Source organism: Tenacibaculum sp. M341 (assembly GCF_004337695.1).
Taxonomy (GTDB): Bacteria; Bacteroidota; Bacteroidia; order Flavobacteriales; family Flavobacteriaceae; genus Polaribacter.
This window is the reverse complement of record NZ_SJXJ01000022.1, coordinates 45,776-63,351: the sequence shown is the minus strand read 5'-3', so window position 1 is coordinate 63,351 and position 17,576 is coordinate 45,776. Positions and strand designations below refer to the sequence as shown.

General features: G+C 30.5%; 14 protein-coding genes. 7 read left to right on the top strand and 7 right to left on the bottom strand.

The features are described 5' to 3' along the window. Nucleotides 1–102: 102 nt before the first annotated feature. Nucleotides 103–516, bottom strand: coding sequence for a hypothetical protein (locus EYW44_RS18725; RefSeq protein ID WP_132726305.1), 414 nt, complete (start codon nt 514–516; stop codon nt 103–105). A 277-nt stretch (nt 517–793) separates the two neighbouring features. Here EYW44_RS18725 and EYW44_RS18720 point away from each other — a divergent pair, with 277 nt between their 5' ends. Beyond that, complete coding sequence (locus tag EYW44_RS18720; protein WP_132726302.1) at nt 794–4,603, top strand: Ig-like domain-containing protein; 3,810 nt, start codon at nt 794–796, stop codon at nt 4,601–4,603. A gap of 113 nt (nt 4,604–4,716) precedes the next feature. Here EYW44_RS18720 and EYW44_RS18715 read toward each other — a convergent pair whose 3' ends face one another. From EYW44_RS18715 to EYW44_RS18700, 4 genes are all read right to left on the bottom strand, one after another. Next, nucleotides 4,717–8,319, bottom strand: coding sequence for an ankyrin repeat domain-containing protein (locus tag EYW44_RS18715; protein WP_132726299.1), 3,603 nt, complete (start codon nt 8,317–8,319; stop codon nt 4,717–4,719). Between the two features lie 221 nt (nt 8,320–8,540). Then, on the bottom strand, nt 8,541–8,948 hold the full coding sequence (gene mscL / locus EYW44_RS18710; protein ID WP_132726297.1) for a large-conductance mechanosensitive channel protein MscL: 408 nt from the start codon (nt 8,946–8,948) through the stop codon (nt 8,541–8,543). A 50-nt stretch (nt 8,949–8,998) separates the two neighbouring features. After that, entirely contained in the window at nt 8,999–10,099 is a 1,101-nt protein-coding gene (gene alr, locus EYW44_RS18705) for an alanine racemase (RefSeq protein ID WP_132726294.1), read from the bottom strand. Further along, nucleotides 10,092–10,703 carry a thymidine kinase gene (locus EYW44_RS18700; RefSeq protein WP_132726292.1) on the bottom strand — a complete coding sequence of 204 codons (612 nt, stop codon included), beginning with the start codon at nt 10,701–10,703 and terminating at the stop codon, nt 10,092–10,094. The genes alr and EYW44_RS18700 overlap by 8 nt, the downstream gene beginning before the upstream one ends. A 102-nt stretch (nt 10,704–10,805) precedes the next feature. On the opposite strand from EYW44_RS18700, the gene EYW44_RS18695 reads away from it, so the two are divergent. The 4 genes from EYW44_RS18695 to EYW44_RS18680 all read left to right on the top strand — a co-directional run bounded on the left by EYW44_RS18695 (nt 10,806) and on the right by EYW44_RS18680 (nt 14,659). Next, nucleotides 10,806–12,038: a hypothetical protein gene (locus tag EYW44_RS18695; protein WP_132726289.1), complete on the top strand. Its 1,233-nt coding sequence runs from the start codon at nt 10,806–10,808 to the stop codon at nt 12,036–12,038. 4 nt (nt 12,039–12,042) lie between these two features. Continuing rightward, nucleotides 12,043–13,035: a glycosyltransferase family 4 protein gene (locus tag EYW44_RS18690; RefSeq protein WP_132726287.1), complete on the top strand. Its 993-nt coding sequence runs from the start codon at nt 12,043–12,045 to the stop codon at nt 13,033–13,035. Between the two features lie 83 nt (nt 13,036–13,118). After that, nucleotides 13,119–14,138 carry a DUF3089 domain-containing protein gene (locus EYW44_RS18685; RefSeq protein WP_132726284.1) on the top strand — a complete coding sequence of 340 codons (1,020 nt, stop codon included), beginning with the start codon at nt 13,119–13,121 and terminating at the stop codon, nt 14,136–14,138. A gap of 47 nt (nt 14,139–14,185) precedes the next feature. Continuing rightward, on the top strand, nt 14,186–14,659 hold the full coding sequence (locus EYW44_RS18680) for a DUF4252 domain-containing protein (RefSeq protein ID WP_132726281.1): 474 nt from the start codon (nt 14,186–14,188) through the stop codon (nt 14,657–14,659). 170 nt (nt 14,660–14,829) lie between these two features. Here the strand turns inward: EYW44_RS18680 and EYW44_RS18675 are convergent, their stop codons facing one another. Both EYW44_RS18675 and EYW44_RS18670 read right to left on the bottom strand, forming a co-directional pair. Then, nucleotides 14,830–15,180 carry an arsenate reductase family protein gene (locus EYW44_RS18675; RefSeq protein WP_132726278.1) on the bottom strand — a complete coding sequence of 117 codons (351 nt, stop codon included), beginning with the start codon at nt 15,178–15,180 and terminating at the stop codon, nt 14,830–14,832. 264 nt (nt 15,181–15,444) lie between these two features. Beyond that, entirely contained in the window at nt 15,445–15,840 is a 396-nt protein-coding gene (locus EYW44_RS18670) for a hypothetical protein (RefSeq protein ID WP_132726277.1), read from the bottom strand. Nucleotides 15,841–15,911: 71 nt separating this feature from the next. Between EYW44_RS18670 and EYW44_RS18665 the strand changes: the two genes are divergently transcribed. After that, nucleotides 15,912–16,367 carry a DinB family protein gene (locus EYW44_RS18665; RefSeq protein WP_132726275.1) on the top strand — a complete coding sequence of 152 codons (456 nt, stop codon included), beginning with the start codon at nt 15,912–15,914 and terminating at the stop codon, nt 16,365–16,367. Nucleotides 16,368–16,369: 2 nt separating this feature from the next. Beyond that, nucleotides 16,370–17,518, top strand: coding sequence for a cystathionine gamma-synthase (locus EYW44_RS18660; RefSeq protein ID WP_132726273.1), 1,149 nt, complete (start codon nt 16,370–16,372; stop codon nt 17,516–17,518). Nucleotides 17,519–17,576: the final 58 nt, after the last annotated feature.

The following is a 17,576-nucleotide window of genomic DNA, read 5'->3' as shown; positions in this document are numbered from 1 at the left end:
CAATCCATGCCCATTCAGAAAAGAAAAAAAGAATATGGTGTAAACTCACAAATAACAAACCTCCAATAACAGAGATAAGAAACTAACTTACATTTCGCTCAATTAAAAAAAACATCGAGAATTATATAAAAATAACAACGTCCATAAAATGGTACGAAACCAATTGATACTCACCAAACGATTTAGCATTTCAGGATTAGAATTTCCTTTAGAGATATTAGAATGTATAGGTACAAACATTGAAAAAGTACTAGCCCAAAGTAATAAAACCACCACTAAATTGATGGAAGAAGACATTGATATACCAATAAAGAAAAGATATACAGTTAAAAACAACTGAGAAAACATTAGAGGAATTACAATAAAGCTCAAACGTTGAGTGTAAACGTGATGCCATTTAATCAATTGCTCCCTTGAATAAAAAAGAAAACTAGGATAAATTAATAATTGAACCATCCAAATAAGAACAACCAAGCCAAAATCTATCAGTAGTTGAAAACTCTCTAATACTGTCATAATATTATTTACAATAAAATTAGTTGTTTTTTAATTACTATGCTAACAATTTTGTCAATCAATAAACAGATAGTTTGTTAAAATAAAAGAAGAAGATCACCTGTTTTTAAACGCTTAAAAGTCAGAGGTGTTTTGCTTTAAGTGAATTCCCTGAAAACAGGGTAGCGCACTAGTTGGTAATGCTTTATTCTTGTACCATTAAATTTATAAAATAATTGTAACTATAAGTTTACTAATAAAATAAGAAACGGTAGTTTACACGTTAATAATAATCCCTATGAAACTTTTATCGAAAATTAGCTATTTAATATTATTTATGAATAGCTTTCATCTTTTTTCACAAACTATAGACAGTAATGGTTGGACAAAATTAAATGCCGAGAACGCTTCTAAAATTATATATGTTAGTAGCGAAGAAGGAGACGATGATACCGCCGAAGTATATACTCATACAGATGGAGCAGTGGGTGCTGATCCTTTTTTGCCTAGCGGATCAATAAAAGCGTTTAAAACAGTAAAAGAAGCGTTAACCAATGTTACTGACGGAGAGGCTGCATGGATTCTTTTAAAAAGAGGTGATACTTTTACAGAAACATTAGAACCTAAAAGTGGAGCGTCAGCGACTGCACCTTTTGTATATGCAACGTACGGAACTTCAAAAGAATTGCCTTTAATTTTATTAGATGGAAAAATAGGATTTAGAAGTTTAGGTGAATTGAATCACTTTTATGTAATAGGAATTGATTTTTATGCAAAGAAAAGTGATCCGAACGATGTTGAGTTTACTTCATTTAAAGGAAATATACCTGGATTTTTTATATACGCAGCTTCTGCAGGAACTGTAAATGATGTGCTGGTAGAAGGTTGTGCTTTTCGTTTTACTGAAGGTTGTAATATTTCTTCTAAAGAATTAGGTGGAGTAACCAATATTAGATTAAGAAGAAACTTGTTTTTTGATAGTTATGCCGCTGATAGCCATTCATCGGGGATTTTTACAGAGCAGGTGAACGATATAACTTTAGAAGAAAATATTTTTGATCATAACGGATGGTATCAAAAATCGTTAGCAGGTAATAACGATCAAAATGGAGGTCAGGCTACTATTTTTAATCACAATTTATATTTTAGTTCTGTAAAAAATACAGTATTTGACGGTAATTCTTTTTACAGACCAAGTAGTATTGGAGCAAAATTTACAGCGAATAAAGGAGAGGGTAGTAGTACAGATATTACCATTACAAACAACTTTTATTACGATTGTGAAATAGGAATTTCGTTAGGAGGTAATGTGCGTACAGGTGCTTATCGTTTTAAAAACTTATTGGTAAATGATAATGTATTTAATTCGTTAGGAGAATCTAAACAAACAAATAGAACTTTAGGTTGGGCTATTGAGATTGATGATTGGGAAAATGGAATTTTTAAAGATAACTTTATAGTACACCAAAATGTAAATGAAGCTTCTCATTTCGGAATTGGAATGTATTTAAGAGGAGAGAATAAAGATGTGCAAATTGAAAACAATATACTTTACAATTTAAAATCGACCAATTATATTTATTTAGATAGAAGTGAATTTACAAATAGTACTTTAAGTGGTAACATTGTACATAATACCCACGATGGTTCGAAGCATGTTTTTGTAAATAGAACTTTTGCATCCGAAGATTTAGTTTTTTCAGATAATACCTACTCTGGACAAGGAACAACTCCATCGTTATATATTCAAAGAGATTTACAAAGTATTACTGATTGGAAAGACAAAACATCAGAAGAGATAACGAATACAACATTGCCAAATTATGTAGATCCTGATAGATCTTTTGAACGATACATTACTGAAGTGTTAGGATTGGATTCTTTAGAAACTTTTTATAAGAATCTTCGTAAGTTAAATATGCATAACTGGAAAAATGAATATACAGCTATTGAAATTAATAGATGGATTAAAGAAGGGTTTGAAATTAATACGGGTGCAGCTGTAGCTGTTACTTCGGTAGCTTTTAATGAAGATCAAGAGAATATATCCATAGAAAAAAATAAAGAGTTACAATTATTTCCAATTATTCAGCCAACAAATGCAACTAATACAAATGTTACTTGGATTTCTAGTGATGAAGGAGTAGCAACAGTAGATGCAACGGGGAAATTAACTTTTTTAACCACAGGAAATGTTACGATTAAAGCAATTACTGAAGATGGAGAATTTGAAGCTGAAAGTAATATTACTGTGTTAGCAGAAGCAGATAATACAGTAGCGGTAACGGGTGTTTTTGTTGCTGAAGAACAAAAGTTTTTAACCATAGATCAAGGAAGTGAATTATCGTTATTGCCACCAATTATCAGACCGTATAATGCTACTAATACAAACTATACATGGACATCTAGTGATGAAAGTATCGCTACTATTGATGCTAGCGGATTGGTAAAAGCATTGGCAGTTGGAGAGGTAATACTTAGTGTAACTACTGAAGATGGTGGTTTTACTGCAACAGTTAAAATGATTATAACACCTACAGTGAACGATACTACTTATCAAGAGTTTGTGTATAAGCAAACCGGTGGAGAAGATGTAAGTTTACGAGTATATTATCCTGAGTCATGGACAAATGCTGACAATAGAAAAGCGATTGTTATGTTTCATGGAGGTAGTTGGGTATCTGGATCGTATTTTCAAATGTTTCCATGGTGTAATTATTTAGCGTCTCAAGGAATGGTTGCAATATCTGTTTCTTATACCTACGGAAGTGTGGAGAGTTGTGTTTTAGATGCTAGGAGTGCCATGCGTTGGGTACGATCTAATAGTGATATGTTAGGAATTAATCCGAATGAAATTTCAGCGGCAGGTGCCTCGGCAGGTTCACATATTGCAATGTCTACTTTTTTATCTGAAGGGTTAGATGATACTAACGATGATTTAAGTGTATCTCCTAAACCAAATGCTTTCTTTTTAATAGATCCGGCTATAAAAATACCAACAGATGATTATAACGAAATAAAAGCAGATTGGGGAGAAGAGGTTGCTAAGTTAACAGATCCTATTACTCACAAAGTGTATGGGGCAGATTTTCCTCCAGTAATATGCTTTTCAGGAACCAATGATGGAAGAGTGTCAGAAGCACACCAAATGGTGCAATATTTACATTACAAAGGTGTACCAGCTAGTTTATGGTTAGGAAGTGAGCAAGTTCATGGTTTTGCGGATAAGTCTGAGTGGTTTGCGAGTATTATGAATAGAATTCACGACTTTTTTAACGATCAAGGTATTTTACCAAATGCATATCCGATAGAAATTAAAAATCCGAAGTTAACATTTCATGATTTTGCAGGAGATAAAGAAGGTTTATTTTCACCTGCTTCAGTAATAAGTTTCCCAACAGAAAGAGATCCATCCGTAGCAGAGAATTTAATTAATGATTCTGGTTTTTCAGGAGGAGTTATAACACCAGGAACTGCGCACGATGAAGATGAAAGTAATATGTGGTTTACAGAGAGAGGGTATACTTCTGGTGAAGTTATTTTTGATTTAGGTGAAGCTAAAGACATTGATCAAGTTCATTTATGGAATTGGAATAGCGCTACACAATCGGTTAAAACTGGATTAAGAGATATAGAAATTTATACAGCTACAACAGATGATATTGATGACTTAACCTATGCAACCAAAATAGCTATTTATCCTGGAGGACATTTTGCTCAAAACTTCAACGTAAAAAAAGAAGGAGTAAGATTGGTAAAGTTTAATATTTTAAATCCTTTTAATAGTGCTTTTCAATCTATGGGCTTAGCAGAAGTTAAATTTTCTGGAACAACAAGTACATTAAGCGTAGCTGAAGAAACCTTAGAAGAAAGTGATGTTGCTATTTTAAAATACAACATTGGTAACGGAAGATTTGCAGTAAACAATACTCATCTTTTAAAACTACATACTGTTGATGTTATCAACTTAAGCGGAGCTTTAATTCGTACGATTAAATTGGAAGATGATTATGGTAGTATTGAAGGTTTATCAAGCGGAATGTATTATTTGAAATTTAAAAACGATGCTAAAGAAGCAGTGGCAGTAGAAAAATATATTAAAAAATAAAATCCGTTTTAGGATAACACTTCATTAAGGGTGTACTAAAAACTATAAAATTACTCTCAATGCTACTTAGAGAATTATATTCCATAGTTTTTAGTGCGCCTTTTTTAATAGATTTATTTTAATAAAGAAATTACTTCTTTAGCGTTTCCAAGTAGTGCATAATCATATGCATTTCTGTTGTTGTAATCTTTTTGAGTTTTGTCCGCGTTTTTAGCAAGTAACTTTTCAACTATTGAAGTATTATTTGTGTATGCCGCAATCATTAATGGAGTTACATTGTTAATGTTACTGATGTTTACATCAGCTTTTTTAGCCAATAAGGCTTCAACTATTTTTAAGTTACCAGTTTCGCAGGCTAAAAATAAAGCAGTTTCTCCTTTTTTATTTCTATGATTGATATCTGTTATTTTATCTAGTATATCAGGAGTAGTAGTGGTAAAATCATAATCGTTAATAATCATGTTTTGTAATAAATTATTACCATCACTATCTTGTAAATTAGGATTTGCACCTCTTTTCCAAAACTCTAAAAAACCAACATTGAAACTTCTGTTTAAAAAGTATTGTGCCCACGGTCTTTGGTAATAGCTTTCCATTATATTCGGATCAATATTTAAATTTAAAATAGAGGTTAATAAATCTAAATCATAAGTATCAAGAGCATATTCAATAGGACTATCATTATTATTTTCAGGAGTAAGAGGAGATACACCACATTCAATTAAGAAATCAACCATATCTGGGCGATCTTCATTAATGGCATACTCAATCATACCACTATCTCCTGATCCAGCAACATTAGGACCTCGTTTGTATAATTTTAAAGACATGTTGAAGCCATTATCGTAATATGCAGAAATAAAATTGTAATTTCTTAGCTGAATGGCATGGCGAATATGTTCTATAAGGATGTCCGTTTCTTCCTTAGGATGTATTTTTAAAATAGCGTTCATAGCATAACTATTATCATATCGTATAGCATGTCTGTAATAATTATATCTAAGTTCTCGATCTTTAATAATGTAAGGAACAAAAAGATCAATAAGTTGGGTGCTATTATTTTTAATAATGTGTTTAAAGTCATTACCAATTAAATGGAGTATTTGTTTTTCGTTCGCATTCTTTAAAAAGTAATTTATAAGTCCCACTTTTTCGTCAAAAATTAAATAAGAGTTTAATTGACTTCTTCTATTAACTCTATACCCAATACTTTTAGATGTTTTGATTCCTTTTTCAGAGAGATATTGTAATACTCCTAAAAGATTATTTTTTACAGGACCATAACATAACTTATAGATATCGTCAGAGCGATCTAAGTTTTTTAGAAGTCTAGGATACTTTTTAAAATGAAGCTCTAAATATTCTTTAATAATTTGCTCATCTTTCAAATCACATAAAATATCGTAGTTTTTTAAGATACCATAACTTACAGAAACATAGTTGTTCGTATTTTCATCTTTAGATAATATAAATTTGATAGCTTTTATATTCTTCTTGTCTACAAGTGTTTGTAATACATCTACATCAGCATCAGAAGAAGTACTGTAAGGGATGATCTTTCTTTTTAGTGGATTTACTCTTTGTTCTAAAAGGTATTGTACGATTTTTTGAGATTCAGATTGAGCAGCAATTGCCAAGCATACTAAAAATGTATCGTGATTGTAAGAAGTACTGTTTAATGCTGCTTTAAACTTAGCTAAATTATTACTTGTGATAGCTTCTACAATTCGTGTTTTTATTTTGGATGTTTTGGCTAGCTTTTCAATTAAAATAGGATTGATATTAGGAGTTTTATATGATGAATCATGCTCTTTTAAAAGATTGATTAACTTATTAAAAAGGTTAAAATGATTACTAGATTTAGCTAATGATACAATGGTGTTATTAATTTCGCTAACGGTTTTATCATCTTTTAAGTTTATGCCTTTGTTTAAAAGATGTTTAATAGTGAAAGAAAATCTTTCAGATACATTGTCTCTTGAAAAGAAAAGACGTAGACTAGTATTGAATAAATCAGTTTTATTCTCTTTACTTTCAGCATAGGTAAAGACTTCTCTTAAAGTGAAAAAGCTATGTTTTTCTAAAGGTTTTTCGTTTTCATTATTCTGTAGTGTAATATTTGCATGATGCTTGATGAGTAATTGGTTGTAGCATTCTGCTTTGGATAAATGCAAAGGAGTATTTCCATCTGCATTTTTAGCATTAACATTCGCACCTTTTTCTAATAAAGTTTTTAAGAAAAATACATTATCACAATTTTGATGTCTTTTATGATTGATGATTCGGTGTAAAATAGTTTCATCATTTTTAAACTTAAATTCTATGTCAGCTCCTTTCTCAATTAATTTGTTGAACATATAAATGTTTTCATTTTTATATGCCATCCATAAGAAATTCGAATTTTCATAAACTGAAGGATTCAAGTTGATTTTTTGATCTAGAATAGCATTAAACGCAGAAATATTATTTGCGTAAATAGCAGTTTGCATTAACTGGTTAAAAATGGGATGACTTTTATCCAGTTGATGTATTAAATGATCAAAAGTTTTTTGGTTGAATTTCTTCTCTTTGATTACTTTTTCAATAAAATTAGTAGTTACAGAGTCAAGATTAATTTTGATATTGTTTTCCTCTAAAATTCTTACTTTGTAATTAATATTAGCATTGGTATAATACTTTTTCTTTGGATACAATGCTGTTCCTTTTTCTGTAATAGTAAAACCATTTTGAAATAGCATTGCAAAGAAAGCTGGTTTTTTTGTCTGCCTGATAATAGTTTTAATGTTTTCAGCAGAAATTAATTCTTCATTCAATAATTTTCCATTCAATACATATGTACTTAATAAATGGTATGCTCCGTAATTTTCTAGATGTTCAATTTCTTTAAAAATAGTTTGAATGTGTTTTAAAGGAGCTTTTTTATCAGCACCATTATTTAATAACCATTTAACCATGTTTTCATTTTCATAAATAATAGCTGTTGTTAATGGGTTTGATAAAGGTTGCTCATTTTTATTAATTAAGCTTTTGTTTTCTTTTAATAGTTTTTTTGCAGTGTTCTCTTGCTTACAAGCAATAGCAAATGAAGCAGGAGTAATTCCTTTGTAATCTTGTATAAAACTACTAGTAGCTTTTTTAGAAAGTAAATATTTTACATAGTTGTGATTTTCATATAAAAAAGCATAAGAAAGTGGAGTGTATTGCTCTGAATCTTTGTGATTAATTTTTGCTCCTTTCTGAATTAAAAAATCGGCTATTTGCTTAAAATCATCTCTAAAGGCTAGATAAAATAAAGCACTCCAGGCTTCATTTCCTTCACTATCAATTTCTTTGTCGTTTGCTGAGATACCACATTTTAAAACAAGAAACTTTACTATTTCTAAGTCGCTTTTTAACGTAGCTACCGTTAATGGGCTACCAACATATAGTTCCTCTTTATCATCGTCAATAATAATTCCCTTTAAACGAGTATTCGCTCCATGTTTTTTAAGCAGTTTTACAATGTCAAATCTATTTTTATAAATAGCCCACATAAAAGGAGTTGCTTTGTTTTCGTCACGTTCGTTTAAGTTTTGTTTACGAATAATGAGTTTTTTAGCTTGTTCAAATTGCTCATTTTGTATCAATTCAATTAGCGAGGAGCTTTTTTGAGCATTGCTGTTGAAAGCAAAAAATAAGATAATTAGTATAAAGGAAATGCTATTTTTAAAATGCATATAATTTTTATAGTATTTGAAATTCAAATCAATTTTACAATTTATTCTTCAAGTTGTTTTATCTGAATTTATATTCGTTTTGATTTATTATATAATTGCAGTTTTATTACGTTTCATCAACTTAAATATTGCTTTTAATACTTGTTGCATAGAAATTTAAAACTAAAAAAGCCATAACATTTCAAATGTTATGGCTTTTATAAAATTGTTAGAAAACTGAATTATTGTTTCTTTAATAAATCTCTAATTTCAGCTAATAAATCTTCTTGAGAAGGACCTGCAGGAGCAGCTGGAGCTTCTTCTTCTTCTTTTTTCTTCATTGCGTTAACACCTTTTACAATCATAAACATTACAAATGCTACAATAATAAAATCGATAACGTTAGTAATAAACTCACCGTATAAAACAGCAACTTCACCAGATACTTTTCCAGAGGCATCGGCTACACCTTCTTTAATAACATACTTTAAATCTTTAAAGTCTGCATTGAAAATTAAACCAATTAAAGGAGAAACGATTCCTCCTGTAAATGAAGAAACTACTTTGTTAAAGGCAGCACCCATTACAAAACCTACGGCAATGTCAACTAGGTTGCCCTTCATGGCAAAGTCTTTAAATTCTTTTAACATGATTATTTGTTTTTTTTGATTATTGTTAATAATTACAATGTAAGAATTTTTTAACGTTTCACCAATCTTTTTATTCGTTGTGATAAAGCAGTTAAAATTTCATAAGGAATTGTTTCACACTTATGCGCCATATATTCAATATGTTGTTGATGGTTGAAAATAATTACTTCATCACCTTCTTTACAATCAATATTAGTAACATCAACCATAATCATATCCATACAAACATTACCAATAATAGGTGCAGGTTTGTTGTTTACAATAACAAATCCATTTTTTTCGCCCAATCTTCTAGAAATACCATCAGCATGTCCAACAGGAATAGTAGCACTTTGTGTAACCTTACTAGCTACAAAAGCTCTGTTGTATCCAACAGTTTCACCTGGTTGAACTATGTGTATTTGTGAAATAATAGATTTTAAACTATGTGTATTTCTTAAGTTAGCAGTTTCATTAGCATCGTTCCCAAATCCGTACAAACCGATACCAATACGTACCATATCAAACTGAGCTTTTGGGTAATTAATTACACCAGAAGTATTTAAAATATGAATCATAGGTTCGTATCCTAAATGATCATAAATTTGTTTTACAATGTAAGCAAAGTTATTGATTTGATTCACAGTAAACTCCTGCTCATTCGGATCTTCACTGGCTGCTAAGTGAGAAAAAACAGACTGAATAATTACATTGTTAGACTGTTTAATTTCTGCTAAAATATTAGGAATATCAGTATACCAAAAACCTAATCTGTTTAAACCTGTATTAAACTTAATATGTACAGGATAATTCATTAAAGGCACTTCACTAGCATACGCTAAAAAAGCCTCTAAAATTTTGAAGTTATATAAATTAGGTTCTAATCTATACTCAACAATATCTTTTAAGTTAGGAATTTGAGGGTGCAATACCAATATTGGAGTATCAATACCAGCCTCTCTTAATAATATTCCTTCGCTAGAGTATGCTACCGCAAAATAATCAACATGATCAGCTACTATTTTGGCAACTTCAATAGCATCACTACCATAACCAAAAGCTTTAACAACTGCCAAAATTTTGGTAGTAGGTTGTAATTTTTGTTTAAAATATTGGAGGTTATGCAAAACGGCATTTGCATCAATTTCTAAAACAGTTACATGATTATTCATTCTCTTCTTCTGTATTTTGAACACCTTGCTTTTGTAAAGCTTTATAATAAGCAGCTCTACTTAGCGGTTCGTATTCTTGAGTTTCACCTAAAAGTACAATATTTTCACTTTCTGCCTTTCTAAAACTGTAATGTGCTAAGTTTCCTGTTCTGGTACAAACCGCGTGTACTTTGGTAACGTATTCAGCAGTAGCCATTAAAGCAGGCATTGGACCAAACGGATTTCCTTTAAAATCCATGTCTAAACCAGCTACTATTACACGAATACCTCTATTAGCCAAATCGTTACAAACCGCCACTATTTCGTCATCAAAAAATTGTGCTTCATCAATACCTACTACATCTACATTGTTTGCTAATAATCTAATATTTGCTGAAGCAGGAACTGGTGTAGAACGAATTCGATTATCGTTATGCGAAACAACTTCTTCCTCGTCGTAACGAACATCTATTTCAGGTTTAAAAATTTCTACGCGTTGTTTAGCAAATTTTGCTCTTTTGAGTCTTCGAATTAACTCTTCAGTTTTACCAGAAAACATTGAACCGCAAATTACTTCTATCCACCCAAATTGTTCTGTATGATTTACTGTGTTTTCAAGAAACATTTTGTAATTTTAATGCTCAATATTATTTATTTTTGTCTCGTCTGAGTTGAACAACAAATGTATTAAAATTTAAGAGCAAAAAATAAAACCTACGAATAACTTATGCACAAAAAACTAGCTTCAGATTTAACGAGTTTAGCACACAGTATTTTACAGATGAAGAACAAAGAAGATGTACATGCTTTAAAAGAAAAGGCATATGCATTGTATGAAAAGTTAACTGTGTTGGCATATGTAGAAGACTATATAAATACAACACCTCAAGCTGAAGAAACAAAAGAAGAATTAGTAGAGAAAATTGAAAAAGCAGAAATTAGAAAGGCACATGATTTAGAATTAAAAGCGACTCAATTAGAGGAAGAGCTAGTAGAAGAAATAACAAAGATAGAAGAGGTTATTGAAGAAGAAGAGTTGATTGTAGAAGAAGCTACTCAAGAAGTAGAGATAAAAGAAGAAACAATTGATGAAGAAATTGAAGCTAGCGTTGAAGAGATAGAAGAGGAAGTAGCAATTGTAGAAGAAACAATTACTGAAGAAGTAGAAAATATAATAGAAGAACAAGAAGAAGAGATAATTGAAACCACAGAAGAAGCAATTATTGATGAGAAAATAGCAGAACTTATTAATGGAGAGGAAGCTGTAATTGAAGAAGAGGCTGAAATAGAATTTAAAGAAACGACGCCAGAAACTGTTGTTGAAGAAGAGGAAAGATCATTAGATGATCCTTTAGACAAAACAATTGAAGAAGTTTTACAGCAAAAGGAAGTACACGATTTAGATGAAAATATTGAGGTAATTGAGCTGAAAGAAGATGATGAAGAGGAGGAAGAAGTTACTGTAATTGAGCAGAAGATAAATATTGTAGACAATATTGAAGAGCAGCCTTTTGATGAATTAGAGAATCTACTTTTTGGTGAAGAGGAGTTTACAGAAGTTCCTGTAACTGATGAAATAGTGGAAGAAGAAACTCTTGTAGAAGAGGAAGAATTAGTAGAAGATAAATCACAACCTACATTAGAAGATGAACTGAAAGATACGCTTCCGGTAGATGTTATGGCTGATTTGTTTCAAAAAGTAGAGCCTAAAAAAACAGTAAATGATCATTTACAAACGACTATTCAAATTGGGTTAAACGATAGAATTGCCTTTGTAAAGCATTTATTTGATAACGATCAAACAGATTTTAATAGAGTAGTTTCTCAGTTAAATACGTTTAAAACAGAAGAAGAAGCTAAAAAGTTTATCAGTAGAATGGTAAAACCAGATTACGATTGGAGAGAGAAAGAGGAATATGAAAAGCGCTTTTTAGAAATTATTGAAAGAAAATTTGCTTGATTATATGAATAACAAGCCAATTTTAATACATACGCATTTTCATAAAAGAAAAACAGGAATTACCAGAAGCATTGAAAATATTTTGCCTTATGTAAAAGATCAGTTTGATACTTTTATTTATGGTTACAATGTTGAAGGAGAGAAAATTTCAAGAAAACAATTATTAAAATTACTATATTCAGGTAAAAACGTAGTAGTACATTGTCATAGAAACAATGAAATGCTACGTTTTTTACTGTTAAAAATAGTAGGTGCTAAGTTTAAGCTAATATCAACCAGACATGCAGAAACCCAACCTTCGGGTTTGTCCAGATTTTTATTTAAAAAGTCAGATGCTTTAGTAACACTTACAGAAAAAATGAATGTTGGTATTGGAATACCAAATACATTAATTCCACATGGAGTAGATACTAATTTATTTGTTCCTCAAATATCAAAATCAACAACAGAAAACTCCCAAAAAATTCGTGTTTTATGTGCGGGAAGGATTAGAAAAGCTAAAGGACAAGAAACTTTGGTTAATGCTATTGTACCTGTTTTAAAATCTGCAAAGCATGTTGAATTGTTAATTATTGGTAAAATTGACAATGAAAAGTATGTTGAGAATTTACAAAGGATTATTACAGAAAATGGAGTTGAGGATCAAGTAACTTTTTTAAAAGAAACAAGAGATATTATTTCTTATTATCAATCGTCAAAAATAGTAGTAGTTCCATCACATTCAGAAGGATTCTCATTAGTATGTGCAGAAGCAATGAGTTGTGGAGTTACTACTGTAGCTACTAGAGGTGTTGGTATTCATTCAAAATTAATAGCAGATAAAAAAACGGGATACTTATTTGAACCTGAAAACGTAAATGAATTACAGTCAATTCTTTCAGGATTGATAAATGAAAGTTTACCGTACATATCCGAAGAAGCTAGAAGTGCTATTCAGCATAATTGGAGCGCCCAAAAAGAAGCAACTTCGTTAGGAGAGTTATATCTTAGTTTGTAGGTTTGGCATCTAAAGTTTAGCTGAAATTTGTAATTTAGAATTAATTAACTACTACTTAATCAACCTAAAACCTAAAAACGGTTATGCTTAAAAAACAGATCAATATTATTTATTTGTTGCTTATCATGGTAGCATTTGCAAGTTGTAAAACAACGTATCAAACTAAAGAATTTTTAGTGAAAGATGCTCCTGCTACTCCAGATTATAATGTTGAAAATTCTTGGGCAGTATTACCTACAAAATATACAGAAGGATTTAAAAAATATGCGTCTAATAAATTAGATACGTTACAGGTGGATGTGTTTTATTTGTATCCAACCTTAAATTCAGATACTAAAGATACACGTTGGAATGTACCTATTACAGATAAAGAACAAAATGAAAAAGTAATAAATAAAGCAGCTTTAATGCAAGCATCTGCTTTTGCTACTACAGGTAAGGTGTATATACCATTTTACAGGCAAGCACATTTACGTTCGTATTCAATGTATAAAACTGGTGGAAAACAAGCTCAAGAACTTGCCTATTCTGATGTAAAAAGGGCTTTTGAAACGTATTTAAAAAAGTATAATAATAACCGACCAATAATTATGGTAGGTCATAGTCAAGGAACAACGCATACATTAAGATTGTTACAAGATTTTTTTGATGATAAGCCTTTACAAAAGCAATTAGTAGCTGCATATATTCCTGGAATTAGAGTAAAAGAAAATCAGTTTAAAACAATTCCATTAATGACAACTCCAAATGAAACAGGCGGATTTATATCTTGGAATACTTATAAAAAAGGGAATTATCCGAAGAAAGACAAAGATTGGTACAAGGGGAGTGTAACTACGAATCCAATCACTTGGAATTTAGATAAAAATACTACGTTACAACAACACAAAGGTTTTTTATATAGCAATGAAAAAATATATGATAAAGCACTAAAAATAGAAATAACCGACGGTTTAGTATGGAGTAGTAATCCGAAATTTCCATTGCGCTTTTTCATGTCTTTTTTAAAGAATTATCATGCAGGAGATATCAATCTTTTTTGGCAAGATATAAGAGAAAATGCATTGTTAAGAACCAATACCTATTTGAAAAACAACAACTAGTGTAACAAAAAATACGGTACATCGTCTTCATTTTAAAACCGAGTATTATGAAACGAATTACAACAATTATCGTATTATTTTTAACAGTATCAATTACTGCACAAAAAAACACTTTCAAGCAATTTTATAAATCTCACAAGGCTGATGCCGAAGTGTCGTTAAACCTACCAGGATTTTTAGTTAGAATGTTTATGGATGATGATGATATAGATGAAGAAGAACTTTTAGAGAAAGCAAGTAACTTTAAAGTAATGGTGTTTGAGAAACCAGATACTAAAGTGGCAAGTGATTTTAGAAAGTATATTAAACGTAATAACTTTAAAACTTTAGTGAGAGCAAAAGACGGAAAAGATAGAGCTGAAATTTACTTTTTAGAAAGAAATGATCATATTAGAGAGATTGTGTTAAGAGTTGGAAGTAAAGAAGATGAATTAGTGTTGTTAGGTTTAAAAACAAAATTAACAAAAGATGAACTAGCAGCTATAGTATCGTCAGCAAATGTAGAAATAGCTGCTAAGTAATAGTTAGGGCGTTACCCATAAAGGGTCGGGCTTTTAGCAGTCGCTTTAAAAAGTATTTTACATACTTTTAAAGAGCTCCAACAATGCTGCAATCCCTAACGCAAAAGGTTTGAAAAAGTACTTAACTTACTTTTTCAAACCTTTTTATATTTAACAGTGTTCGATTTAGATTAACTGTTTAATTTCTCTTTTAAACTCTCTACTGTTTTTTTACTATTACCAACAAAAATCTCATTGTCAACAATAAAAACTGGTCTCTTTAAAAAAGTATACTCATCTAAAATATGTTGTTTATAGTCTTGCTCAGTTAAGTTCTGATTTTTTAAATCCATTTCTCTATATAACTTGGCTCTTTTGTTAAACAACCCTTCGTAGCTATTTGTAAAACTGTACATTTCTTCAAGTTGAGCAACAGTTATAGGATTTGTTTTTATTTCCTGCTTGTCAAAATCATCCGCATTTACTTCTTTTAAAATACGTCTACAAGTATCACAAGTTTGTAAAAAATATACTTTTTTCATTGTAAGAGTTAAAAGTTTTTAGCTTAATATTTTTCAAAAGTACTATTTATTCCGAAGGAAATAAGAAAAATCATTTAGATACATATTTTTTCAGTCTTCTTTTCTGAATTAAGTATAAAAACAAAAGGCTAAAGAAAGCAAGAGGGTATAACACACAAAAAAATAAAAAGTTGATTTCGTAGTATGATAAGCCAGTTATATTAGCCAGGCTAATGACAAAATCAGTACAATACACGTATATTTCAGTATAAAATTGTTTCATCTTTACAGTTTTTTATAGCGGTTAATTTTATATTGAATTTGTATTGATTTTATAATGAAAAAATACAATGCTAACGGAATAATAATGACTAAAAAAATAATATTAGCTAGTTGATAATTTCCTGTAGACTTTAAAGAATGAATAATTCCGAAGTAAATTCCATCAGTATATTTATAATGACTCTTTAGGAATTTAACATGATGTTTTTTGCAGAAGTCAGTATTATTATGGCATGCCCAAGTACACCTGTTTGTATTGTATTTTCCTGAGTTAACCGTTACAATATTATATTTTTTATACTTGTTTTTAGTATTTGTTTTTCTGGTGAATTCATTAACACCAATTAGCAGCAATACTGGTAAAATAAATATTGAAATGTATAAGAATATCTTTTTCATTGGTTATTAAATTTATTAACGCAAAGGTTCATTGAAATTAAATATCTTTATCATTGAAAATTACACACAAAATGACTACACAATTTAATCTTTTAAAAATATCTAGAAACTTAGTTTTAAAAAAGATAGATGGACTAACTCACGAACAACTACATAAAATTCCAGAAGGATTTAAAAATAATATTGCATGGAATGTAGCACATTTAGTAGTTACTCAACAATTATTACACTATAAATTATCAGGATTACAATGTTTAGTGCCAGATGATTTAATTGAAAAATATAGAAAAGGAACAGCTCCTACAGAAGAAATATCGGCTGAAGATTTTGAAGAGGTGAAAGAGTTGTTAGCAGGGTTGCCAGATACGTTAGAAGAAGATTATAACGAGGGAATTTTTAAGGAGTATACAGAGTATGAAACAAGTACAGGTTTTGTTATTACTTCTATAGATGATGCTATATCTTTCAATAATTTACATGAAGGAATTCATTTAGGAACGATCATGGATTTATATAAGTTAGTATAAAAGTGAAGTTTAATACAAAAGTAATACATGGAGGACAACAGCACGAAAAAGCAACAGGTGCTGTTATGACTCCAATTTTTCAAACTTCTACTTATGCACAGTCAAGTCCAGGAGCTCATAAAGGATTTGAATATTCTAGAGGAGCAAATCCAACCAGATCTGCTTTAGAGAATGCATTTGCATCTATAGAAAACGGTACTAGAGGTTTTGCATTTGCCTCTGGTTTATCAGCGATTGATGCCGTTTTACGTTTATTAAAGCCAGGTGATGAGGTAGTAACAGGGAATGATTTATATGGCGGGACTTATAGAATGTTTACTCGTTTGTTTCAAAAATATGGATTAAAGTTTCATTTTGTAGATATTACTAAAACCGAAAATATTACCAACGCTATTTCTGCAAAAACTAAATTGGTATGGTTAGAAACGCCTACCAATCCGTTAATGAATATAGCAGATATTGAAGCTATTACTAAAGCTGTAAAAAATAAAGACGCAGCAATTCTAGTTGCAGTTGATAATACATTTGCAACGCCATATTTACAGCGTCCTTTAGATATGGGAGTTGATATTGTAATGCATTCAGCAACTAAATATTTAGGCGGGCACTCAGATTTAGTAATGGGGGCTTTAATTGTAAAAGATGAAAATTTAGCAAAAGAGTTACATTTTATTCAATTTGCAGCCGGGGCAATTGCTGGACCAATGGATGCTTTTTTAGCACTTAGAGGAATTAAAACATTGCATGTTCGTATGCAAAGGCATTGTGAAAATGGTAGGGCAGTGGCTGATTTTTTAAATAAGCATTCGAAGGTAGAAAAGGTGTACTATCCTGGATTGGAAGATCATCCTAACCATGAAATAGCCAGTAAGCAAATGGATGATTATGGAGGAATGGTTTCTTTTCGTTTAAAAAATGAAAAAAGAGAAGCTGCATTACGCTTTTTAGAAAGTACTACAATATTTACGCTTGCTGAATCACTTGGAGGTGTGGAAAGTTTATCGAATCATCCGATTACGATGACACATGCTTCAATGCCAGAAGAAGAACGTTTAAAAATAGGAATCACCAATTCTTTAATTCGTTTAAGTGTAGGTTTAGAGTCTGTTGATGATTTGATAGCGGATTTAGAACAAGCTTTAGAGAAATAATAGAAAACCTCTGATCATAAGAGGTTTTTTAATATAATAAAATATACCGAACGGTATA

Coding starts and splice junctions, on each gene's coding strand:
- mscL (WP_132726297.1), bottom strand. CDS start 8,948: ATGTTAAAAGAATTTAAAGACTTTGCCATGAAGGGCAACCTAGTTGAC.
- EYW44_RS18675 (WP_132726278.1), bottom strand. CDS start 15,180: ATGAAAAAAGTATATTTTTTACAAACTTGTGATACTTGTAGACGTATT.
- EYW44_RS18690 (WP_132726287.1), top strand. CDS start 12,043: ATGAATAACAAGCCAATTTTAATACATACGCATTTTCATAAAAGAAAA.
- EYW44_RS18700 (WP_132726292.1), bottom strand. CDS start 10,703: ATGTTTCTTGAAAACACAGTAAATCATACAGAACAATTTGGGTGGATA.
- alr (WP_132726294.1), bottom strand. CDS start 10,099: ATGAATAATCATGTAACTGTTTTAGAAATTGATGCAAATGCCGTTTTG.
- EYW44_RS18720 (WP_132726302.1), top strand. CDS start 794: ATGAAACTTTTATCGAAAATTAGCTATTTAATATTATTTATGAATAGC.
- EYW44_RS18670 (WP_132726277.1), bottom strand. CDS start 15,840: ATGAAAAAGATATTCTTATACATTTCAATATTTATTTTACCAGTATTG.
- EYW44_RS18680 (WP_132726281.1), top strand. CDS start 14,186: ATGAAACGAATTACAACAATTATCGTATTATTTTTAACAGTATCAATT.
- EYW44_RS18725 (WP_132726305.1), bottom strand. CDS start 516: ATGACAGTATTAGAGAGTTTTCAACTACTGATAGATTTTGGCTTGGTT.
- EYW44_RS18715 (WP_132726299.1), bottom strand. CDS start 8,319: ATGCATTTTAAAAATAGCATTTCCTTTATACTAATTATCTTATTTTTT.
- EYW44_RS18665 (WP_132726275.1), top strand. CDS start 15,912: ATGACTACACAATTTAATCTTTTAAAAATATCTAGAAACTTAGTTTTA.
- EYW44_RS18685 (WP_132726284.1), top strand. CDS start 13,119: ATGCTTAAAAAACAGATCAATATTATTTATTTGTTGCTTATCATGGTA.
- EYW44_RS18695 (WP_132726289.1), top strand. CDS start 10,806: ATGCACAAAAAACTAGCTTCAGATTTAACGAGTTTAGCACACAGTATT.